This window comes from Paraburkholderia sp. GAS334 (assembly GCF_050436625.1).
Classification (GTDB): domain Bacteria; phylum Pseudomonadota; class Gammaproteobacteria; order Burkholderiales; family Burkholderiaceae; genus Paraburkholderia.
This window is the reverse complement of sequence record NZ_JBNDMO010000012.1, coordinates 22347-43076: the sequence shown is the minus strand read 5'-3', so window position 1 is coordinate 43076 and position 20730 is coordinate 22347. Positions and strand designations below refer to the sequence as shown.

Genomic DNA, 20730 nt, shown 5'->3' with positions numbered 1-20730 from the left:
GGGAACTCCATTGCAGCCGCTTGTTTCCCCTCGCGCCGGCGTTTTCTGCTCCGCGCATGTCAACAAACTTTGACCATGCATTTCAGCCCATAACGAACGGGTTTCCTTCGCGCTTAACCGTGTTGATGAACACGCTTTTCGCCTCCAGGAACTCGTAGATGGTGCGCAAGCCGTTTTCGCGCCCCATGCCCGACGATTTGACACCGCCAAATGGTGCCATATAGCTCACGACTCTGTACGCGTTAACCCATACCGTCCCTGCATGTATGCGCTTCGGTAGCATCAAGGCACGGCGAAGATCCGACGTCCAGACTCCAGCAGCAAGACCAAACTGGCTGTCATTCGCGATCGAGACAGCGTCATCTTCGTCGTCGAATGGAATGACAGCTAGCACCGGACCAAACACTTCTTCTTGTGCAATACGCATCCGGTTATTCACGTTGGTGAAGATAGTCGGTTCGACAAAGAAGCCCTTCTCGCAACCAGGCCGCGTCGAGCGCTCACCACCCAGCACGCACGTGGCCCCCTCCGATCGTGCGATCTCGATGTACTGCAAGGTCTTGTCGAGTTGCGGAGGCGTCGACACCGGGCCAATATCTGTATCGGGCGATGACGGATCTCCCAGGCGCGCCTTGCGAACCGCTTCAACAAGTTTTTCGACGAATTTGTCGTGAATGGACCGCTGCACCAGTAGCCGTGAGCCTGCCATGCACGTCTGGCCAGTGGCGGCGAAGATGCCTGAAATAGCGCCACGCGCTGCAGCGTCGAGGTCAGCGTCTTCGAACACAATGTTGGCCGACTTTCCGCCCAACTCCAACGAAACGCGCTTGAAGTCCTTTGCCGCCGTCTCGTTGACGCGGCGCCCGCCGGTATCACTACCGGTAAATCCGATACGCGCAACGAGCGGGTGCTTTACTAGCGGTTCGCCGACCTCCGGGCCGAATCCCGTCACGACGTTCACCACGCCCGGAGGGATCCCAGCAACATCGCACAGGCTAGCAAAGAAGATTGTGGACGCCGAAGAGAATTCGGAGGGTTTGATAACCACCGTGTTCCCCGCAGCGAGAGCCGGGGCAACCTTCATGATTGCGAGCAGCAGTGGCGAATTCCAGGGCGCGATGACACCTACTACGCCTTGGGGTTCGTATTGAACGTAGTGAAACATGCCCGGCTTGTCGATCGGCGTAACGGCACCTTCGACCTTGTCAGCAAGTCCGCCGTAATAGTAAAACCATTGCGGCAGATATTTCATCTGACCAAGCATCTCAGCCCGCAGCTTTCCATTATCCAATACTTCGAGCTCGGCCAGTTTCTCGGCGTTCGCAGCAAAGACGTCACCGAGTTTGTGCAACAAGACGCCCCTCGCACTCGCCGTCATCGATGACCACGGACCGGACTTGAAGGCGGTGTGCGCCGCATTGACCGCCGCGTCGACATCAGCAGCGCCTCCTCGGGGAATCTGCGCCCAGGCATCGCCGGTGAACGGGTTCACGCTCTCGAACCATTGGCCAGACCGCGCCTCACAGTCTTCACCCGCAATGCGCATGTGGAATTTCTGCATATCATCCTCACAAGAAACAGATCAATTGAACTGGTGTTCGTACAGCGGTAGGAAAGGATCACATCGCTGACTCTCTCCAGCTTACTGAAAGTTAGGCGGCGAACGCGGCGGGGACATTCCCGAGGGAATGTCCCTGCGGCACCCGCCGGCCGACCACCGCGGTGTTGACCCGCGTGGGCAATCCATACCCTAGTTACTGCGCGTATTCCGCCTGCTCCGCCTCAGCAAGCCGCGGCTCCATGTATTCACTGAACTTCGGCATGACTTCCTTCGCAGTGAGTTCCATCGACCGGCGCCACAGTGGTTCATCGTCCCATTCGTGGAAGGTAGTGAGCAACGTGCCAAAGGGACCGGTCGTTTCGCTAAATGCCACCAGTTGATCGACCACTGACTTCGCGTCGCCAGCAATGACCATTTCCTTCACGCAATAGTCGACTGTTATTTCGTCGTCAGACATGTCCGGCCGTGCCTTGAGGATGTTTGCATAGCCGACGGACTTCAGAAGAGTGGCCATCAAATTGAAGTACGTGGCCAGCGAATTGGTCTTGCGGGCCAAGTATTCATCGGCCTGTGCCTGAGAGTCAGCGACGAACACCGAGCGTGCGATGCGCCAATTGCGTCGGTCGGGTTTCACGCCTGCCGACTGCGCACCGTCAGTGTAAGACTGCCAGTGCGATGCCACGGTCAACGGAAGATTAAAGTTTGCAGAAATGACGTCCCAGTCGTTCGCGCCAGCGAGTCTGGCTGTGCTCGAGAGGTTGCTCATTGCCGACGTCGCGACACGTGGGAACGGGTTTTGGTATGGCGCAGGCATCAGCCCTAGGCCCAGTGATTCGTTAACCGTGTTCTTGATGCTAACCTTGTGGTGCGCAGATTCGAGGTCGTACGGCGCCTCGGAGTTCCAGATCGCGCGAATCATCTGATAGCAAGAAGCCAGCATCGCCCCGCTTGCCTTATGGTCGCTTTTGTAAACCTCGAAGTCTGAAGCGGTGCCGCCGGGGCCGATGCCCATGATGAAGCGCCCCTTCGACATGTGGTCGAACATTGCAACGTCGGCAGCAATACGGGCGGGATGATGGTGCGGCAGGTTCAGCACACCAGTGCAAAGCTTGATGCGTTCGGTGACAGGAATCAGCGCCGACAGGAACTGCAGTGCGTTCGTCACTGGCTCGGTTCGCTGCGACGTATGCTCACCCATCCAGAATTCGTCGTAACCAACTTTGTCCGCATGAATGGCACACGCGAAATCCATGTCGTACATTTCGTGATACGGTGTGCCGAGCAAATGCAGCGGCTGCATGAAAATGCCAAGTTTCATATCATCTCCTGAATCTTCTATTTGACGAGCCATCGACGGACCGTCATCAGCCATAACCGCGCTGACACTAATTTCAGTGGTAAGGGACTTACTGGGAAAGAGCGGGGTTTCGTAGGTCCCCTCACCACCACCTGATTACTACCTTTTTGTAACGCTGGCAATTGGAATGCTGCTAGCTGTATAACCGCCGATAGCGACCTCCGGCGTAAACCAATGGCTCCTTGATCTCCGGCAGAACGACGTTCATAACGTTGCCGATGATGATAGTGTGGGTGCCATGTTCAATTTCTTGGGCAACCTCGCAGAAGATGGCCGCTTGTGCGTCGGCCAGATACCGGATACCGTGGGTGCCGGTTTTCCAGTCGCCTTCGACAAATCGCTGCTGACGCATATCCGAGCGGCTGAATACCGCGCTGATATGTTCGTGCTCGCTCTGCAGAAGATTCACGCAGAAGATGCCCGCTTTTCTGATAATCGGCGACGCGCTCGCCGATCGGTTTACGCAAATGAGCACCGACGCAGGGTCCATCGACACCGAAGAAAAAGCGGTCGCCGCGAGACCGTGGGGGCGATCGTCACTATCAACTGTAGTGATGATCGTCACGGATGAAGCGAGTCGACTCATGGCAGATTTAAAGCCTGCGGCGAGTACGGGCGTACTGACAGCGGCCTCGGTATTTACGTACATTGTGTCCCCTTCATTTTCAATGTCACACTTCGCGTCTACGAACATTAGCATTGCGAATCTGAAAAACACTATTTGCTTTTGACGAAATGACTTTTCACTTTTTCTGTAAAGTAGGATCGGGCTTGAGCGCTGCCTTCGACCTATACTGACTCGCATCGGGTTGACGCCGACATGACATCAATCGCCAGAAATAGAACGACACTTGAGACAAACGAACCATGGCTGACCGCATTCATGACATGCGACTCTTCCGTTTGGTGGTCCAGACGGGATCGCTCTCGACGGCAGGAAGGCAACTAGGTCTTTCGCCTGCAGCGATGAGCGGCAGGCTTAAAGGCATGGAAGAGCACTACGGCGTTCCGCTACTGAAACGCAGCACGCGCGGCCTGAGCACGACGCCTGAAGGACAGTATCTCTTCGAAAACTCAGTGAACATCCTCGAAGAAGTCGAGTCGCTCGACCGGGCGATTAAGGCCGGGCGCGCCGGTCTCGAAGGCACGATTGGCGTGACCTGTCCTATCGACCTCGGTCGCCAGTACATGTCTCAGCTTATCAATGCATTCATCGCGGAAAACCCTGACGTCACCTTTCGCATCATCTTCAGCGACCAGGTGCTGAACTTCGTGGACCGCGGCCTCGACATCGCCATCCGTTGGGGTAGCCTTCCAGACAGCTCCATGGTCGCGCGCCCACTTGGCAACGATCGCCCGGTAGTTTGCTGCTCACCTGACTACCTCGAGAAACACGGGACACCGCGTACGCTCGACGATCTGCGTCACCACAATTGTCTGATTCAGTTGCGGGCAGACTTCCCACTGGACCGCTGGCGCTTCATGCAGGACGGCTTTTCGACTTCCGTTCAGGTGAAGGGCAACCGTATGACCAACGACGGTTACATCCTTCGTCAGTGGGCTGTCTCAGGGCTCGGCCTTGTGTGGAAGGGAGCGTGGGAAGTCGGCGCAGACATCGAAGCAAACCGGCTCGTTCCGGTGCTCGAGGACTATCACCTGCCGGCCGAGCGTTTTCACCTGCTGACCGACGGCTCCAAGCGGCTTACGGTGCGGGTGAAGACGTTTGTCGATTTTGCTGTTCAGTATTTCAAGCAGATGGAAGAACCGGCTCGCCACCTCGTTGCTGCGCGGTCAGCCCACCTGCTCGACTCCGTGGTCTAGTGAGGCCTTGCCACATCACGGCGAGGGCGTAACCGACATATCGTAGTTTTGTCTGATACAAAACTCTGAACCTAACCGTTCGAGTCCTTTTCTGAGAAGTTCTGGATCCGGCATGTAACTTATATAGAGGATTACTACTCATGAAGATAGATCTATCTCAAAAAATGGCATTGATTACGGGCTCCGCCCAAGGCATCGGCTTCGCGATTGCCCGGGGACTTGCACATGCCGGAGCATCGGTTGTCATCAATGGACTGACTAACGAAGAAGTCAATCGCGGTGTCGAGAAACTGCGCGCCGAATTCACTTCAGTGGCGGTACGGGGGGTCGTTGCCAATGTCGCAACCGCCAAGGGTGTGTCTGCGCTGGTGGCTGCGGTGCCAACAGTCGACATTCTCATCAACAACGCCGGCTACTATACCGCGCAGGACTTCTTCGAGACGCCCGATGACACATGGCTTGATATGTTCGAAGTGAACGTCATGGGCGGGGTACGTACGGCACGCGCATATCTGAACGGAATGGCACAGCGCGGCTGGGGTCGGGTCGTCTTCATCTCGTCGGAATCAGGACTTCATATCCCCGTCGACATGATTCACTACGGGATGACCAAGACCGCCAATCTGGCTGTCTCCCGCGGGCTCGCAAAGCGCATGGCCGGGACCGGTGTAACGGTAAACGCGGTGCTACCGGGACCAACGCTATCCGAAGGTCTACAGGCATTCTTCGAGGAGGAACAGAAGAAATCCGGCCTTCCGATGGAAGAAATCGCTGCCGCCTTCGTCGTCGCTCACCGGCCAACCTCTCTCGTCCGACGCGCTCAGAGTGTAGAAGAAGTCGCCAATATGGTGGTCTACCTGTCCTCGCCGCAAGCATCGTCAACCACGGGTGCCGCTTTGCGGGTCGATGGCGGCATCGTCGACACGATTGGCTGACGAGGTATCAGGCAGCGCGACCGCGTTCGTGAAGCGGTCGCGTCAGGTTGAGCACAGGAGCGAGGGTCTGACTTCTCGCCAGTTCGCCTACCAGCCAACGAAACGTGCGAATTTGGACACAGGTTCGCGTTCTGTTCGCAGTTGGTTGGCAGGCTCTGCCGGGTCAGGATGCCCAAGCGCCATCCCACAGACAACTATCTCCCCATCAGGTATGCCGAGATGCGCTCTAATGACCCGATGGTAACGCGCAAATGCCTGCTGCGCGCACGTGGCTAGTCCATTTCCCAGCGATGCGATCATAACGGCTTGAAGGAACATACCCAAATCCATCCACGCAGCTTGACCGAGATCGCGCTCGATTGTAAAGAATAGGCCGACAGGTGCACCAAAGAACTCATAATTTCTGGAATATTGCCGCTGCATGCCTGCGTCATCACCTTTGGGTATGTCGAGCAAGGTGTAGAGCGCCTTGCCAACATTTCTCCGCCTCGACAGATAAGGGTCGCGCCAGACAGGTGGATAGTAGACGTATTCTTCCTGTTGCTGGCCTCCGCCCAAACTATGCAGTGCGGTAAGTTCTGCGCTCAACTCTTCCCGTGCACTGCCCGCGCACACATACACTCTCCACGGTTGAGTGTTTGACGCACTCGGACTGCGCGCCGCATCGGCTAGAATCGCTTCGACAGTCTGCTTCGAGACAGGCGTCGAAAGAAAGCCTCGAACACTCCGTCTTGCGCGAAGCGCCTCGATTGCGTTTAGGGGACTCATATTGCCACCCGCCGCTGACGGTACTGCCTGTCAGTCTTCGAGTTGGTTTCGTCACACCTGATCGCACCAGAGCCAACCAGATTCGCAATCTCGGGATCCGTGTATCCCGCGTCGCGTAATACATCGCGAGTGTCTTCACCGCACGACGGAGCAGCTCGCAATGGTCTCGCATTTTCATCCGCGCTGTTAATCGGGAATCCCGGCATGCGTATTGTTCCGAGCTTCGAGTGCTCGACGCTAGACATCATTCCATTGGCTTGCACTTGCGGATGTTGCATCACATCGTCATAGTCGGCTACCGGCGAACACAGAATGTCCGCAGCACGCAAAATTTGCAGCCATTGTTCAGTCGAACGCGTGATGAAGACACTTGTCAATATGTCAACCATTTCGAAGCGGTTTAGTACTCGCTGGGGAGACGTAGAAAATCGTGGATCCGTAGTCAGGTATGGCAGCCCTAATTCATCGCAAAGCCGTTTCCAGCGATCGGGCGTATAGGCGGCAACCATCATCCATCCGTCTGACGTCAGAAAGGCCTGATTCGGCGCAGAATACGGCGCTGCACTTCCGGATTTGGTGGGTAATACACCATCAGCCAAGTAACTGGTAATCGAGGATTGCTGCAAGGCCAACGCTGAATTCAACAGATTGACGTCAAGATGGCCACCCTGTCCGTCCCGTGCTCTCTGGGCAAGCTTGCCTAGCACTCCCACACACGCGACGTAGCCGGTCATCACATCAACCACCGGCGCCTGAACCTTGCAGGGCTCGCCTCCCGGCACGCCAATGAGATGCATGAGGCCCGAGTCGGCCTGAATAATCCCGTCGACACCGGCACGATCGGCATAAGGCCCATGCTGACCGTAGGCCGAGATTGAACAGTAGATCAACGACGGCTGAGTCTGCGAAAACTGCGCATATCCAAGGCCAAGTCGTTCCATCACACCTGGCCGCATGCTCTCAACTAAAATGTCAGCTTCGGCAACCAGACGCTTCGCAACTTCGACTGCCTGCGGTTGCTTGAGATTCAGTGAAATACCAAGCTTATTGCGGTTAAAGGCATGGAACAATGCACTGTCCTCGTCTATCCATGCAGGCCCCAGACCGCGTCCGATTTCGCCGTCGGTAGACTCAATTTTCAGAACGCGCGCGCCCATGTCGGCTAGCAGCATTGTGCATGTAGGACCGGCTCCGATCTGTGTGAAGTCTACGACGGTTACTCCGTCCAATGCGTTGCGCAACATTCCAAAACTCCAATCCCAATTAGAAAATGTTTTTAACTTGCAATTCCGGGCACATCCGGAGCCATTACTGCAGACCTTTGACAAGACACCTATGTTTCGCTATTGCACTGCGTCAGCCGCTTAGTTATGACACGCGTATATGTTTCAAAAAGAACGTCCTGGAACATTCATCATCCGAGGCTACGAACGGGAGGTCAAATCAGTTTTTCTCGATGCTCAATTAACTTAATTTTGGTAGACATTTGACGTCCTCCCCGCCCTCCGGCTGAGGTCGGGGAGGACGTCAATGCGAGCTCAATTTCCACTCCTTAAACCAGGACATTATCCGGACGACGGTTAGGTATATCTCCGGCGGCACCAAATGCAAAGCCATGCTAACATTTTGTTATGCGAATCCTACCGTCACTTAACGCGCTTCGAGCCTTCGAGGTAGTCGGCCGTCTCCTCAGTGTGCAACTCGCTGCAGATGAGTTGAACGTTACGCCGGCGGCAGTCAGCCGCCATATCAAGTTGCTCGAAGATCAGTTAGGAGTGGCATTGTTCGACCGTGGCCATCGCTCGATCTCGTTGACCCCAATGGGCCACCGGTACCTCATAGACATCGCTCGTGCCTTCGAATCGATGACGGCCGCGACGATCAACCTGGTCGAGACCCGGCGCCGGAGGACACTAAAGATCCGTGCATACACCACCTTCTCGATGAAATGGCTTTTACCTCGTCTGTCGACGTTTCATCAGGAGAATCCCGACATCGAGGTGAGCCTCACGACGTCGGTGCAAGCCGTCGACTTCAACGCTGAGGACGTTGACGCAGCGATCAGACTCTCTCATGCGCCTTCTTCGGATGTCGGTTTCGATCGCCTGGTGCCCAATGAACTGACGCCAGTATGCAGCCCGGAATTCGCACAGGCCCATCCGGAACTGAACGACGAAACTCCAGATAGTTTGAACAAGGTTCCGTTACTTCACTCGCTTGCGCGGCGAGATGACTGGGCAAAATGGCTCGACGCGGCTGGCATCCGTGGAGTGAACCCTCTTGGCGGCCTAAGCTATGAGAGTTCTATCCTCGCGTATGATGCGGCTGCCCGTGGCCACGGGGTTGCGATGGCGCAACAAGTGTTAGTCAGTGACGAGCTAGAGAAGGGAAAACTCGTCAGGCCCTTCTCGTTCATCCTGAGTGAAGGCTCGTTCACCTATTACCTGGTTTATCCAAAAAGCCACTTAGCCAACGCGGAATTCAATCTATTCCGTACGTGGCTGCTTTCGACCGGCTGCGGGGAATCGTGATCGCGGTCCACCCAGCTTGGGACGCGTTATTCCAGACCGCAGCCGCTCCCGTCTATCGCCCTTTAAATTGAGGCTGGCGCTTTTCCGCGAACGCCTTGCGTCCCTCGATGCGGTCCTCAGACTCTCTCATTGCACCCCACGCTAACTCCGTAAATTCGATGGCTTGAGTCAATGGCACATTACTGCTAGTTTCGGCGATTTTCTTGATCATCTGGACAGCCAGCGGACCGTTAGCGGCAATGGAGGCACCCAGTTCAAGCGCCTTCTTCATCAAAGAATCCGGTTCACACACATCCGTGATAAGTCCAACGCGCTCGGCGTACGCTGCGTCGATCTTGCTCCCCGTCAACAGCATTTTCATCGCGACGGCCGAGGGGACGGCCTTCTGAAGAGCCTGAATGCCGCATACCGCTGGGATGCTTGCGACCACGGCCTCCGGCAATCCGAAGACGGCATTACTCGCCGCGATACGGAGGTCACATTGCAGAGCTAGCTCGAGTCCCCCACCAAGACAGTAGCCATTGATTGCGCCGATGATAGGTTTGAATATTTTCAGCGAACTGAGGTCAATTAGTCTGACGTAGATACCTTCCGCCGCCGCGCGGTCAATCGATTTAACAAACGATGAACTGAAGCTGTTCGACGGCGGCAGCGTATTTTTTAGATCTGCGCCCACGCAAAACGACTTTTTCCCTGCTCCTGTCAAAACAATAGCGCGCACGTCGTCATCATCGCGGGCCGCGGCAAGAACCGCGCGTAGTTCTTTCAGGCTCTCCAGATCAAGTGCATTAAGTGCCTCTGGACGGTCCAGAGTAACGGTCGCTACGTATTCTGAAACGGTGTAATGAATGGTCATATCGGATTCCCTCAGACGCTCGGTGACGATAGTGATCGACCACCACAGACATATAGTGTCTGGCCAGTGATGTACGACGATTCTTTCTGCGAGAAAAAAAGAACCGCGTGGGCAATGTCGTCAGGAGTCCCGATTCGCTTGACGGGCACAGATTTCTTCAGACGCTCCTGTAATTCGTCGTCAAATTTTCGGAAAAGTGGTGTGTCTACGATACCGGGAGCAATGGCATTCACAGTAATCCCCGCACTTGCCCACTCCAGCGCCAGGCTGCGCGTCAGGCTAACGACGCCACCTTTGGCCGCCGAATAGTTAGCTTGCCCGACACCACCCAGCCAGGCGCGTGAGGAAATGTTTACGATGCGGCCGTATTTCGCAGGGACCATGTGTCTCAGTACCGCCCGACAACACAAGAATTGTGATTTAAGGTTGACGCTGATCACAGAATCCCAGTCATCGTCGCTCATTTTGGTTATGCGCTTGTCCTTTACGATCCCGGCATTGTTCACCAATATATCCACCTGACCAAGCTTATCCGCGATGGCATCCACCGCGTGGTCCACAGATTCGCTGCTGGTGACATCAACAGGCATGCCCAATACGTCCGCACCAGCGTCAGAAAGCAACGTGGTTGCTTCATTTAGGGCTTCGCGATCCAGGTCAAACAGGACGATCCGTCGACCTTGCCGCGCGAGCGCCGAAGCGATGCCGAGACCGATGCCTTTCGCACCACCTGTTACGATCGCCACCTCTCCATCGCCAGAGAATGCTGATGAGTTCATGATTTTTTAAAAGTCAAAAGATGAGTGGAAGTGGAATCGGCGCATCACAGACTGACGGTCCGTGACCGCTCTTTCCGAACGAAGCTGAGAACAGACGGGCAACCAGCGTCAACTTTGCCCGGCGCGGATTGCGCAGGACGCGCGGAAAAATCGCGAATAGGGTCGCGCCAAGGGTGCATGCGAGCCAACGCACCCGGCACATCTTTGTCTCCTCGAGCCGGCGTTCATGCGAAGTTATTCCGTTATTAGAGGAGGCAGCAAAAGTCCTCCCTAGTTCAGATGCTATTACCCGGCTCGATGGCGGGCAAATCACTTTTTCGTCGAGTTCGATTGACTTTCGCTTAAGTCACGCATTCTTAATGCGCCGACTTATGGCAAAACGTGACTTCAGACAATGCTCTTCACTTCGAAACCGTTGCTGCAGGCGTCGATTTTTAAAGTAAGGAGCAAATTCCTCAATGGACAGCGATTTGGCCAGCCTGGCTGGATTCCTGTGATGAGATTGGCCAGAAGGAGATTTCGTTAACCGGCAGTCACTTTTAATTCCTACTCCTTCAATCAGATGCCCATTGATTTACTTACGTTTGCCTGACGTTCCGCCACGATTTCACAAACTTACAGACCAGTTCGCCGCAAAGAAATCCGCCGCCAGGACCATGAAGTACCCGTAACAGGCTCGGCCCAAGGGACTCAAAGATATTCCATGCCTTCGAAGCATGTCCGCCAGCCTACAAAGCATTTTAACTTTCTATAGGTAACCGTTACATTACCCATCAGGCGAAAGTGTGACGCAGGCGTGTTCAATCAAGACATGGCACAGGCTTCCGTCCATGCTAACTGCCGACATCGCAGAGGATCTGAGAATGAACAACCCCGATGTAGCGACCAGGGGCGCGTTGATCGACAGCTTTCGCACCGACACACCCACGCGCACTGAAAAAAATGCAACGCTTGTCATTTTTGGCCGTCACGAAGCGGAGGGCAAGGCTCTAGAAGCCGAACTTTGTGAGTTTGGCATGGACGCCGTCTTTGTCCGCATCGGCAACAATGCTGATGCAGCCGGCGCGCCAGTGCATCAGCGTCGCTTTTAGCAGCCCGTTTCGACGCTATTGACGGAGAGACTGCCCGGCCTGTGCGGCAAAGAACCGCGGGAGCAAGTGCGCAGCGCCGTTGCACACTATTTCGTACGGTTTACGCCGAATCGCCAGGAACTCGACTATGAAAGCTCTCAGCGGGAAGACCGCGCTTGTCACGGGCGCCGACTGCGCCGTCGGCCGCGCCATTGCTCTCTCGCTCGCCAGAGCCGGCGCACAGGTGCTGGTTCAATACACCAGTAGCGAACAGGAAGCCGACGCTGTCGTCTTCGAGATTCGCTCAGCGGGCGGTCGCGCTGAGAAGCTTGCGGGGGATCTGCGCGAACCAGACGGTCCGCATCGGCTGGCAAGACGAACACTCGATATTGTCGGGGCCCGTCTGGACGTTCTAGTGTCTAACAATGGCATCGGGAAGGAAGCGAACATCGAAGACACCACCGTTGAGGACTTCGACAATCTGTTTGCTGCCAACGTGCGGGCACCCTATTTTCTCGTGCAGCAACTTATGCCAGCGATGTGCAAGAACAGCAACATCATATTTGTCTCTGCGCTTACCTCGTACACGTCGACGGGCGCGCTATCTGCCCACACGGCGACCAAGGGTGCCATCGGCACGCTCGTGAAGCACTTCGCCGCGACTCTCGGCGTTCGCGGCGTGCGCGTGAACGCAGTCGCACCCGGGATGGTAGAGACTGGCATTTCGAGTTCGGAAGCCGGTCGCGCGGCCGCGCGTGGCCTTCAGGCGCTCACACGTATTGCAACACCGGAGGATGTCGGAGCCGCAGTAGTCTTTCTTGCATCCGACGCAGCACGCTGGATCACGGGTGGCACGTTAAAGGTTGACGGCGGATTAAGGTTATAGACCGAGCGACGAACCGAGTATCTCCCGACGCGCGCCGGCCAGGAAAAACAATATGCACGCGGCTGGACGCTTTCAGATTCAGTAGCTCTCGCTCCGTGCCGAGCGATTGGAGTGCTGAATGCGAATAGTTGACTGCATTGTGTGAAGCCATGCCTGGGAAGCATGATGACCAGCCCACAAAGTCTTTTACCTTTAGCTCAGACACCACTAGATTAGCTTGCGATGCAGCGGCGCATTTAACGACCCACGTGCCGCGGCTTCGGTCCATGGCGGAACTGCGGATACCCGAGTCCGACACGAACAACAAGCGTCCAACCTCACCGGAGACCGATTATGGCCCACCCTCCCGGCAAGACAGCCCTCGTCACGGGTGCGTCGCGCGGCATTGGGCGCGCCAGCGCTCTTGCGTTGGCTAGGGATGGCGTCAAAGTACTCGTTCACTACTACAACAGCGCCAAGGAAGCAGATATGGTGGTCGGCGAGATCCGTGAGGCGGGCGGCAACGCGCAGAAGCTAGCAGCTGACCTGCGCGCGCCCGACGGTCCGCACAAGCTCGCAACACTTGTGAGTGAGATCGTCGGCGGGCGTTTGGACATCCTGGTGGCCAATGCAAGCATCACTCGGGTGGTCAGCATCGAAGATACTACCGTGGTGGATTTCGACGATCTGTTCGCAGTAAACGTACGTGCACCATATTTCCTCGTGCAGCAGTTGCTGCCGGTGTTGGGCCAGGGCAGTAGCGTCGTGTTGCTGTCGTCATTGGCCGCGCACTCGGCGATCAGCGCGGTGCCGGCATATGCTGCGACCAAAGGTGCAGTCGACACGCTTGTCAAGCATCTGGCCGTGATACTCGGCGAGCGTGGAATCCGCGTGAATGCGGTCGCACCGGGAGTCGTTCTGACAGAAACGTCGATCTCCGCTAAAACCAGGGCGGAGTGCGACACGGCGCTCAACATGCAAGCACTCAAACGTGTCGGACAGCCGGACGATATCGCCGAAGCAGTTGCCTTCCTCGCCTCCGATCACGCCAGCCTGGTGACCGGCGACATCTTGCATGTCGACGGCGGCTCGAAGCTTTGAGTCAACCGAACGCAATTTCGTCCAAAGACCGTACATGCTCCCCCCCGATAGGGAAATAGAAAATTGAAGATCACAAACTCAAAATGAACAATCAACACCTTAAATTGCTATCCCCCTTCAATGTCGGTCCACTTAACCTTTCGCATCGTGTAGTACTCGCGCCGATGACACGTCTGCGCTCGGATCCCGACGACAGTCCTAGCGCAATGATGGTCGAGTACTACCGCCAGCGTGCATCCAAAGGCGGACTGCTGATTACCGAGAGTGCGCACCCGTCCTATGACAGTCGCGGTTATATCGGCGCCCCGGGCATATACACAGACCAGCACCTCGAGGCCTGGCAAAAGATCACCGAAGTGGTCCATTCGAAGGGTGCTCAGATCTTCATGCAGATCGCACATGACGGTCGCCAATCGCATGTCGACTTGAGTTGGGGCAACGCGCCGATTGCGCCTTCCGTTGTGCCCTATGAAACAACGGTACTTACACAGAACGGCTGGGTACCGAACTCGCTGCACCGGGCACTGGAATTACACGAGATCCCAGCCATAGTCGAGTCATTCCGCAAGGCAGCAGTCCGCGCGAAAGAAGCCGGTTTTGATGGCGTTGAATTGCACAACGCCAATGGGTATCTCGCTGATACCTTTCTCCAGGATGGTACCAACAAGCGCACAGATGCCTACGGGGGGACCGTCGAAAAACGTGCACGCTTCTCGCTTGAGATAGTCGATGCATTTGGGTCGGTCTGGGGCGCAGATCGCGTTGGAGTGCGGGTCTCACCGAGTGGTCGCTGGGGTGCCATTTCGGACAGCAACCCGGAAGCTACATTCGGCTATTTCGCCGAACGCCTTAACGCTTACGGGCTCGCCTATCTGCATGTGATTGAGCCGCGCGTAATGGGCACCGAAACGATTAACGAAGGCGAGGCTCCTGTCGCGTCGTCCTTCCTGCGTAAAATCTTCAAGGGTCCAATTATTGCCGCAGGCGGCTTCGACCGTGAGGGCGCCGAGGCCATCCTGCAAGCTGGGGACGCTGATCTGGTCGCCTTCGGACGCTGGTTTTCGTCGAACCCGGACCTACCCGGGCGTTTCCTGCACGGGCACCCGTTGACACAGTATGTACGGGACGCTTTCTGGGGCGGAGACGAACGCGCCTATACAGACTTCCCGGCATTTGCCGCCTAAGCGGCGCCGGCTCCCAACACCGGTCCGCCGCACTGGAGGCGTCCGGTGTATCCATTCAAGGAGAGATTTCATGGCAAACAATGTGAACACAGCCGCCAGAACCATCAAGGTTCCCGGCCCAGATCATCCAATCACCATCGAGCGCAACCCATCTCGCGTTGTGGTCACGCTCGGAGGAAAGACAATCGCCGATACACGCGACGCGTTGACGCTGCTCGAGGCCGCATACCCTGCTGTCCACTATATCCCGCGCAAGGATGTGGACCTGACGCTGCTCGAACGCACTGAGCACGCCACCTATTGCCCCTACAAGGGGGAGTGCGCCTACTACTCGATCCCGTCTGGCGGCGAACGTTCGGTGAACGCAGTTTGGACCTATGAAAGTCCGTATGAGGCCGTCGCGCAGATTAAGGACCACGTCGCCTTTTACCCAGACCGAGTTGACACAATCGAGGTAAAGACCGACCAGGCAGCACAGGTCTAAAAAAGAACGGTCACCCGATGGCAATGCGGCCGGCGAAGCACCATAGGGTGGTCCGCCAGTATGTCCGTTACCGCGATTGGTCGCGCTAAACCTGCGCTCAATCGCGAAAAGGCATGTGACTCCCGCCTGGGCAGATCTGGCGCAGGACTACAGCAACTCGACGGAAAACAGTGAGGAAATCGCGCCGTAGTGATTGTTCTGCCACGGCGCCATCCAGAAAGCGTGCGACGGACCCGACCAGATTTTCTTTACTTTGACGCCGACCCGGTCGCAGGGCTCCAATTGCAACTCCAGTTCAGCCCGTCACCTGTTGGACTTTACTCGCCATCCCGTCGCCTGGTATCGGAATCTCTGCACGCGTACGCTCCAATGAGGACGGCATACGCAATGGGCCCCTGCACACGTACCACTCGCAATGTGGTAGTGGCGACCTGCAAATCACCGAGGCGAGCCTTCATGTGCGCCGCCACCAGTTCGCCATGCGACCAGCAACGGCGTGTTCCATGGTGGTGAACGCCAGCGCCGAGCCATCGTTCGGATTGTGTCAAGTGCAATCGGCACTGGATGACCGGCAACGAGACAATGCGCGCTGACATCAAAGTTAAATTGGATCGGTTACCAAGGAGAAATACGATGCTTTACGAAATCCGTACCTACACGTTCAAGCCGCTGCGCGGCGCCGACTGGCTCGCGTTGTACAAGAGCGAAGGCCTGCCGCTTCAGCAGGAATTCCTCGGCGAACTTATTGGTTTCTTCACGACCGAAATTGGCGATATCAGCCAGATCGTCCATATCTGGGTTTACAAGGGCCTCGACGATCGCCTCGAACGCCGCGACCGGATGGCCGCCGACAGCCGCTGGCAGGAATTCGGCCGTAAGGTGAAAGCGCTCGACATTCTGGTGAGTATGGAATCGCGGATCATGCGTCCGACCGATTTCTCCCCCCTGAAATAGTCACAAGTAGTGATTGCCTGCACACAGTCGTCCCAAGTCGCAGGCGCCCACAAGCACGGCTACGCGAATGACGGTTAATCTTCCTGATCTCCGTCAGGACAACTCCCAGTCTGGACAAAGCCCCATACGTATAGCCACCGGGTCGAATCCCACGCCATCCACAGCAAAGGTGATAATGATGTCCACTCCCGTTTTTGATGAACTCCCCACGCAGCTCAAGAGCATACAAACGCGCCCCCTCTTCGTCATACGCCTCGATGTCAAGCCGATCATCACCATAAGCGACACTCCAGGCCTCTCCCGTCGCGTAGGCATCGTGTCATCGGGCACATTTGCAGGCGAACGGCTCTCAGGCAAGGTGCTGGATGGCGGTAGTGACTGGTTGACGGTGCGCAGCGACGGTAGCACTGCGCTCGACGTGCGACTTATCCTTCAGACCGACGACGGCATCCACCTTACGATGACCTACCGCGGCGTCCGCCACGGACCCGCCGACGTAATACAACGATTGGGAAAAGACGAAGATATTGACCCGGCCAGCTATTACTTCCGCATGACTCCCGTGTTCGAAGCGCCGGCAGGCAAGTACGAGTTTCTGAATCGGATGGTCGCCATCGGCACAGGCCATCGCTTCAAGTACGGTCCGGTTTATAACGTGTTTGAGGTCCTGTAAACACAGGTCCAACCCCGGCTTTTGGCCGCAATAGAGGAACTAACAATGGAACCGGCCTCCAAACACGGGCATGTCCGATCGCTAGCAGTAGTCCAGATTGTGCTGGCCGCTGCCTGCGGCCTGGTCGCAGCAAACGTCTACTATGCGCAGCCCCTCACTGGATTAATCTGTGCAGCCTTCGGCATGCCTCATGAAAGTACCGGCCTTTTCGTCACCTTGCCGCTGGCCGGATACGGCATCGGGCTGCTAACGATCGTACCACTCGGGGATCTGTTCGAAAACCGGCGTCTTGCGCTGACATTAGTCGGCGCGGAGATGCTGTGTACGCTCGCGTTAAGTTTGACTACCGTACCGACTATCTATCTTGGCATTGCCTTCCTGACTGGCCTTCTGGCGTCGGTGGTGCAGTTGTTCGTCCCTTACGTTACCTACCTCGTCCCCAAAGAAGATCACGGCCGCGCGGTGGGCAGAGCAATCAGCGGTCTGATGCTGGGGATCATGCTGGCTCGTCCAGTGGCGAGTATGATTGCCAGCGTCTGGTCATGGCGCCAGGTGTTCAGATTCTCATCTATGTTGATGGGCGCGCTGATGATCGCTCTACACTTCGTCTTGCCACCGCGTAGCCCAGCACAGCCGCCCACTTACGGTAGCCTTCTGCGTTCACTTGGAGGAATTTTTGCAGGCACAGAATTACTGCGACGGCGTGGCCTTTACCACGCAGCGATCTTCGGATCATTCAGCATATTCTGGACGGCCGTACCGCTCTGGCTGAGCAGTCCCAAGTTTGGCCTGACCCAGCAAGGCATCGCGTGGGTCGCAATTGCCGGTGTCGCCGGCGCAATTGCACCACCGCTTGCAGGCCGAATTGCCGACAAAGGTCTTACCCAGGCAGGCACCGCAGGCGCCATGCTACTTGCTTCTGCATCGTTTCTCATTTCCGATCTCGCATTCGTAACGTCGAATTTATCGCTGACGTTAGTGATAGTGTCCGCCGTTTTGCTCGACTCCGCGGTGTCTGCCAATCTCCTGTTCAGCCAGCGTGCTATCTATTCGCTCGGTTCTGAGCAACGTAGCCGACTCAACGGTCTTTTCATGGCAACCTTCTTCGCAGGTGGGGCAATCAGTTCCGCACTCAGCGGTTGGGTTTTCGCGCGTTCCGGCTGGACCGGCGTATCGATTCTCGGCATGCTTCTGCCGCTGGCTGCCCTGCTATATTTCGCAACCGAGCGCCGAGGTTCGCTCGTTAAACCCATTTCGGCGAATCTACCGCAATAGGGCGCTGGCACGCAGGTATTTCGACAATACGCCTACATTTTGAACTAGCGACTCGGCCAGTCGCGACGGCGAAGGGTCGGCGATCGACGCTCATATATGAGCGTCGATCACCGACATCATCTCTTTGATCTAAGTATGGGACATTAAATGTCCGGCCAACAGGAGCATGTCGAGTGGACAGCCTAAGCGCGCTAAATGCTTTCATGCAGGCGGCGGAAACCAGAAGCTTTACCAGCGCTGGGCGCCAGTTAAGCCTGTCTCCCTCGGCGATCACAAAGGCTGTCTCACGTTTGGAGGAGCGACTTGGCGTCAGACTTTTTCATCGCAATACCCGCGGGCTATCTCTGACACAGGAAGGGGCACTGTTTCTTGAAAGCTGCCGCCGAATCTTCGCGGAAATGGAATCGGTCCACGCCGAGCTAGCCAACTCCAAGAAGGCTCCCATGGGCAAGCTCAAGGTAAGCTTACCGATGGTCGGAACGCTGATGATGCCCACCATCAGTAAATTTATGTCGGCATATCCTGACATCGAGCTTGATCTAGACTTCACTGACCACTTGGTTAATGTCGTCGATGACGGCTACGATGTAGTCGTCCGTACGGGAGAAGGCACAGATTCCCGACTCATCGCGCGACGGCTGGGATTCTTTCGCCTCCGGGTGGTTGGCTCGCCGTCCTACCTCGAGCGGGCCGGCACCCCGCTCGTGCCGCAGGACCTAACAACCCACGCCTGCCTGCATCATCGCTATCCGACATCGGGGCGTCTTAGCCGTTGGCCGCTACAGACAGCTGCAGACGCACCGAAGCTCACGCTACCCATTACCGCGACGGCCAACACAATCGAGCCATTAATTACCTTGGCCGAATGTGGAAATGGCTTGGCCTGTATCCCAGACGTCGCCATTCGCCAACAAATCGCGGATGGGAGGCTGATTGTCGTCCTGGATGAGTTTACAAAACACGCCGGTACATTCCGCGCGGTATGGCCCTCCAATCGTCTCGTCGCTCCGAAGATCCGCGTCTTTGTCGATTTCCTGGCCGAAAACCTGTTCCCGAAATCCAGTACGGTGGCCGAATTATTTCCTGAACTCCCGGAGGACTGAATATCCAGACCTGCCAGGGACATTGAACGGACACGAAGCGCACGCGATACTGATGCGAGGCGGTAAGTCATGTTTAGCACCTCGTCGGCGAAAAGGTGCCTTTACAAATCTGCCAATGCGGATGACGGCGACGGCGTATCTTGTCCCGTGTGGTCACGAACGGTAGCGTTGTGTCCGCGACCGCTTCGTCTCACTAGATGGGCGAGGCCATCTCGCATTCAAGCAGCTTCCTTGAGAGAGGCCATGTCGATTACAAAACGATACTTGACGTCGCTCTTCAGCATACGCTCGAAGGCGGTCTCTATATCCTGCATTCGGATCGTCTCAATGTCGGCGAGGATGCCGTGAGTTGCGCAGAAGTTCAGCATCCGCTGCGTTTCAGCGATGCCGCCTATCAGCGAGCCGGCAATGCTCCGTCGTCCGCCCAGCAGGGTTGCAACGGATGGCGATGGATGCGGATCTTCGGGATTACCGACAAGTGCCATGGTGCCGTTTAACCCGAGCAGAGACGTGTACGCGTCAAGATCGTGCGGGACGGCAACCGTGTTTATGATTAGATCGAGCGTGCCGGCATGAGCGGCCATCTGGCCGGCGTCGCGCGAATTAACGACCTCGTCCACACCAAGCGAAAGGGCCGCCTCGCGCTTGCTTTCGGATGTCGTGAACGCGACGACGCGTGCGCCGAGTGCGTATGCGAGCTTGATCCCCATGTGCCCGAGTCCGCCGATACCGACGATACCGACCTTGCTTCCGGGGCCGACGCCCCAGTGTTTCAGCGGTGACCACATCGTCACACCTGCGCACAGAAGTGGAGCGACTGCGGCAAGGTCCTTCGTCTCGTGTCGGATGTTCAGTACGAACTCTTCACGCACGACGATCGAATCGGAGTACCCGCCGCGGGTGATGTCACCAGTGACCCGGTCGGGGCTGTTATACGTCCATGTTGTTACGTTTTCGCAATACTGCTCGAGCCCGGAACCGCACGCTTTGCAATGTTGACAACTGTCCACCATGCAGCCGACACCGACAAGATCTCCCAATTTGAAGCGGGACACGGAACTACCGACCTCGGCTACCTTGCCGATGATTTCGTGCCCAGGTACGTTGGGATACAGGGTGCCGTCGGGATAGATAAGACCGTCCCAATGGTCGCGTGCAGTGTGCAGATCCGAATGACATACGCCGCAGTACAGGATTTCGATGCGTACGTCGTTGTCGCGTAGTTCGCGACGGTCAAAAGTGAAAAGTTCAAAGCCGGATTTGCTTGAATAAACGGCGTAGCCGCGAGCTTTGGACATCGAAAACCTCCAGATTCCAATTTCAATTGACGGGTTAGCGCCCATCGTAGCCAATGAGTAGGCGTCGTTAAATCGGCACGGCTGAATAGTCAATTGAGCGAATCAGAACAATTCG

At 56.3% G+C, this 20730-nt stretch carries 21 protein-coding genes and 1 pseudogene; 13 read left to right on the top strand and 9 right to left on the bottom strand.

Annotated elements, in window-relative coordinates; all coding sequences use genetic code 11:
* Window positions 1-82: 82 nt before the first annotated feature.
* From P3T21_RS22050 to P3T21_RS22040, 3 genes are all read right to left on the bottom strand, one after another.
* A complete protein-coding gene (locus P3T21_RS22050) occupies window positions 83-1561 on the bottom strand; it encodes an aldehyde dehydrogenase (RefSeq protein WP_429258072.1) in 1479 nt (492 codons plus the stop codon).
* Window positions 1562-1754: 193 nt separating this feature from the next.
* Entirely contained in the window at window positions 1755-2879 is a 1125-nt protein-coding gene (locus tag P3T21_RS22045; RefSeq protein ID WP_429258071.1) for an LLM class flavin-dependent oxidoreductase, read from the bottom strand.
* A 172-nt stretch (window positions 2880-3051) separates the two neighbouring features.
* Window positions 3052-3567 carry a flavin reductase family protein gene (locus P3T21_RS22040; RefSeq protein WP_429258070.1) on the bottom strand — a complete coding sequence of 172 codons (516 nt, stop codon included), beginning with the start codon at window positions 3565-3567 and terminating at the stop codon, window positions 3052-3054.
* Window positions 3568-3785: 218 nt separating this feature from the next.
* Between P3T21_RS22040 and P3T21_RS22035 the strand changes: the two are divergent.
* From P3T21_RS22035 to P3T21_RS22025, 3 genes and pseudogenes are all read left to right on the top strand, one after another.
* Window positions 3786-3965: pseudogene (locus P3T21_RS22035) on the top strand (helix-turn-helix domain-containing protein); the annotation flags it as partial.
* A gap of 30 nt (window positions 3966-3995) precedes the next feature.
* A complete protein-coding gene (locus P3T21_RS22030) occupies window positions 3996-4739 on the top strand; it encodes a substrate binding domain-containing protein (RefSeq protein WP_429258174.1) in 744 nt (247 codons plus the stop codon).
* 140 nt (window positions 4740-4879) lie between these two features.
* A complete protein-coding gene (locus P3T21_RS22025; protein ID WP_429258069.1) occupies window positions 4880-5674 on the top strand; it encodes an SDR family NAD(P)-dependent oxidoreductase in 795 nt (264 codons plus the stop codon).
* 87 nt (window positions 5675-5761) lie between these two features.
* Here the strand turns inward: P3T21_RS22025 and P3T21_RS22020 are convergent, their stop codons facing one another.
* Complete coding sequence (locus tag P3T21_RS22020) at window positions 5762-6442, bottom strand: nitroreductase (protein ID WP_429258068.1); 681 nt, start codon at window positions 6440-6442, stop codon at window positions 5762-5764.
* Window positions 6439-7686, bottom strand: a complete 1248-nt coding sequence (locus tag P3T21_RS22015) for a CaiB/BaiF CoA transferase family protein (protein ID WP_429258067.1) — start codon at window positions 7684-7686, stop codon at window positions 6439-6441. The genes P3T21_RS22020 and P3T21_RS22015 overlap by 4 nt, the downstream gene beginning before the upstream one ends.
* 387 nt (window positions 7687-8073) lie before the next feature.
* Here P3T21_RS22015 and P3T21_RS22010 point away from each other — a divergent pair, with 387 nt between their 5' ends.
* A complete protein-coding gene (locus P3T21_RS22010; protein WP_429258066.1) occupies window positions 8074-8973 on the top strand; it encodes a LysR substrate-binding domain-containing protein in 900 nt (299 codons plus the stop codon).
* A 52-nt stretch (window positions 8974-9025) separates the two neighbouring features.
* Here P3T21_RS22010 and P3T21_RS22005 read toward each other — a convergent pair whose 3' ends face one another.
* Both P3T21_RS22005 and P3T21_RS22000 read right to left on the bottom strand, forming a co-directional pair.
* Entirely contained in the window at window positions 9026-9829 is an 804-nt protein-coding gene (locus P3T21_RS22005) for an enoyl-CoA hydratase/isomerase family protein (RefSeq protein ID WP_429258065.1), read from the bottom strand.
* A gap of 11 nt (window positions 9830-9840) precedes the next feature.
* Window positions 9841-10608 carry an SDR family NAD(P)-dependent oxidoreductase gene (locus tag P3T21_RS22000; protein WP_429258064.1) on the bottom strand — a complete coding sequence of 256 codons (768 nt, stop codon included), beginning with the start codon at window positions 10606-10608 and terminating at the stop codon, window positions 9841-9843.
* An 863-nt stretch (window positions 10609-11471) separates the two neighbouring features.
* On the opposite strand from P3T21_RS22000, the gene P3T21_RS21995 reads away from it, so the two are divergent.
* The 5 genes from P3T21_RS21995 to P3T21_RS21975 all read left to right on the top strand — a co-directional run bounded on the left by P3T21_RS21995 (window position 11472) and on the right by P3T21_RS21975 (window position 15312).
* Window positions 11472-11699 carry a hypothetical protein gene (locus tag P3T21_RS21995; RefSeq protein WP_429258063.1) on the top strand — a complete coding sequence of 76 codons (228 nt, stop codon included), beginning with the start codon at window positions 11472-11474 and terminating at the stop codon, window positions 11697-11699.
* A gap of 127 nt (window positions 11700-11826) precedes the next feature.
* Window positions 11827-12564: an SDR family NAD(P)-dependent oxidoreductase gene (locus P3T21_RS21990; protein WP_429258062.1), complete on the top strand. Its 738-nt coding sequence runs from the start codon at window positions 11827-11829 to the stop codon at window positions 12562-12564.
* Window positions 12565-12897: 333 nt separating this feature from the next.
* Window positions 12898-13644 carry an SDR family NAD(P)-dependent oxidoreductase gene (locus P3T21_RS21985; RefSeq protein WP_429258061.1) on the top strand — a complete coding sequence of 249 codons (747 nt, stop codon included), beginning with the start codon at window positions 12898-12900 and terminating at the stop codon, window positions 13642-13644.
* Between the two features lie 83 nt (window positions 13645-13727).
* The gene (locus tag P3T21_RS21980; protein WP_429258060.1) at window positions 13728-14828 is read left to right on the top strand and encodes an alkene reductase; all 1101 of its coding nucleotides are present in this window, start codon (window positions 13728-13730) and stop codon (window positions 14826-14828) included.
* Between the two features lie 70 nt (window positions 14829-14898).
* A complete protein-coding gene (locus P3T21_RS21975; RefSeq protein WP_429258059.1) occupies window positions 14899-15312 on the top strand; it encodes a DUF427 domain-containing protein in 414 nt (137 codons plus the stop codon).
* Between the two features lie 147 nt (window positions 15313-15459).
* Here the strand turns inward: P3T21_RS21975 and P3T21_RS21970 are convergent, their stop codons facing one another.
* The gene (locus P3T21_RS21970; protein WP_429258058.1) at window positions 15460-15594 is read right to left on the bottom strand and encodes a hypothetical protein; all 135 of its coding nucleotides are present in this window, start codon (window positions 15592-15594) and stop codon (window positions 15460-15462) included.
* Between the two features lie 351 nt (window positions 15595-15945).
* Between P3T21_RS21970 and P3T21_RS21965 the strand changes: the two genes are divergently transcribed.
* From P3T21_RS21965 to P3T21_RS21950, 4 genes are all read left to right on the top strand, one after another.
* A complete protein-coding gene (locus tag P3T21_RS21965; RefSeq protein WP_429258057.1) occupies window positions 15946-16266 on the top strand; it encodes an NIPSNAP family protein in 321 nt (106 codons plus the stop codon).
* Window positions 16267-16444: 178 nt separating this feature from the next.
* Window positions 16445-16939 carry a DUF3237 domain-containing protein gene (locus tag P3T21_RS21960; RefSeq protein WP_429258056.1) on the top strand — a complete coding sequence of 165 codons (495 nt, stop codon included), beginning with the start codon at window positions 16445-16447 and terminating at the stop codon, window positions 16937-16939.
* A gap of 45 nt (window positions 16940-16984) precedes the next feature.
* Entirely contained in the window at window positions 16985-18214 is a 1230-nt protein-coding gene (locus tag P3T21_RS21955; protein ID WP_429258055.1) for an MFS transporter, read from the top strand.
* 173 nt (window positions 18215-18387) lie between these two features.
* Window positions 18388-19317: a LysR substrate-binding domain-containing protein gene (locus P3T21_RS21950; protein WP_429258054.1), complete on the top strand. Its 930-nt coding sequence runs from the start codon at window positions 18388-18390 to the stop codon at window positions 19315-19317.
* 218 nt (window positions 19318-19535) lie between these two features.
* Here the strand turns inward: P3T21_RS21950 and P3T21_RS21945 are convergent, their stop codons facing one another.
* Window positions 19536-20615: an NAD(P)-dependent alcohol dehydrogenase gene (locus P3T21_RS21945; RefSeq protein ID WP_429258053.1), complete on the bottom strand. Its 1080-nt coding sequence runs from the start codon at window positions 20613-20615 to the stop codon at window positions 19536-19538.
* Window positions 20616-20730 lie beyond the last annotated feature (115 nt).

What these genes read in the sequence shown, in the direction of transcription:
- P3T21_RS22020 (WP_429258068.1), bottom strand. Translation starts at nt 6,442, where the DNA reads ATGAGTCCCCTAAACGCAATCGAGGCGCTTCGCGCAAGACGGAGTGTT.
- P3T21_RS21985 (WP_429258061.1), top strand. Translation starts at nt 12,898, where the DNA reads ATGGCCCACCCTCCCGGCAAGACAGCCCTCGTCACGGGTGCGTCGCGC.
- P3T21_RS22025 (WP_429258069.1), top strand. Translation starts at nt 4,880, where the DNA reads ATGAAGATAGATCTATCTCAAAAAATGGCATTGATTACGGGCTCCGCC.
- P3T21_RS21965 (WP_429258057.1), top strand. Translation starts at nt 15,946, where the DNA reads ATGCTTTACGAAATCCGTACCTACACGTTCAAGCCGCTGCGCGGCGCC.
- P3T21_RS22015 (WP_429258067.1), bottom strand. Translation starts at nt 7,686, where the DNA reads ATGTTGCGCAACGCATTGGACGGAGTAACCGTCGTAGACTTCACACAG.
- P3T21_RS21975 (WP_429258059.1), top strand. Translation starts at nt 14,899, where the DNA reads ATGGCAAACAATGTGAACACAGCCGCCAGAACCATCAAGGTTCCCGGC.
- P3T21_RS21980 (WP_429258060.1), top strand. Translation starts at nt 13,728, where the DNA reads ATGAACAATCAACACCTTAAATTGCTATCCCCCTTCAATGTCGGTCCA.
- P3T21_RS22010 (WP_429258066.1), top strand. Translation starts at nt 8,074, where the DNA reads ATGCGAATCCTACCGTCACTTAACGCGCTTCGAGCCTTCGAGGTAGTC.
- P3T21_RS21995 (WP_429258063.1), top strand. Translation starts at nt 11,472, where the DNA reads ATGAACAACCCCGATGTAGCGACCAGGGGCGCGTTGATCGACAGCTTT.
- P3T21_RS21990 (WP_429258062.1), top strand. Translation starts at nt 11,827, where the DNA reads ATGAAAGCTCTCAGCGGGAAGACCGCGCTTGTCACGGGCGCCGACTGC.
- P3T21_RS22040 (WP_429258070.1), bottom strand. Translation starts at nt 3,567, where the DNA reads ATGTACGTAAATACCGAGGCCGCTGTCAGTACGCCCGTACTCGCCGCA.
- P3T21_RS22000 (WP_429258064.1), bottom strand. Translation starts at nt 10,608, where the DNA reads ATGAACTCATCAGCATTCTCTGGCGATGGAGAGGTGGCGATCGTAACA.
- P3T21_RS22050 (WP_429258072.1), bottom strand. Translation starts at nt 1,561, where the DNA reads ATGCAGAAATTCCACATGCGCATTGCGGGTGAAGACTGTGAGGCGCGG.
- P3T21_RS22005 (WP_429258065.1), bottom strand. Translation starts at nt 9,829, where the DNA reads ATGACCATTCATTACACCGTTTCAGAATACGTAGCGACCGTTACTCTG.
- P3T21_RS21960 (WP_429258056.1), top strand. Translation starts at nt 16,445, where the DNA reads ATGTCCACTCCCGTTTTTGATGAACTCCCCACGCAGCTCAAGAGCATA.
- P3T21_RS21945 (WP_429258053.1), bottom strand. Translation starts at nt 20,615, where the DNA reads ATGTCCAAAGCTCGCGGCTACGCCGTTTATTCAAGCAAATCCGGCTTT.
- P3T21_RS22045 (WP_429258071.1), bottom strand. Translation starts at nt 2,879, where the DNA reads ATGAAACTTGGCATTTTCATGCAGCCGCTGCATTTGCTCGGCACACCG.
- P3T21_RS21955 (WP_429258055.1), top strand. Translation starts at nt 16,985, where the DNA reads ATGGAACCGGCCTCCAAACACGGGCATGTCCGATCGCTAGCAGTAGTC.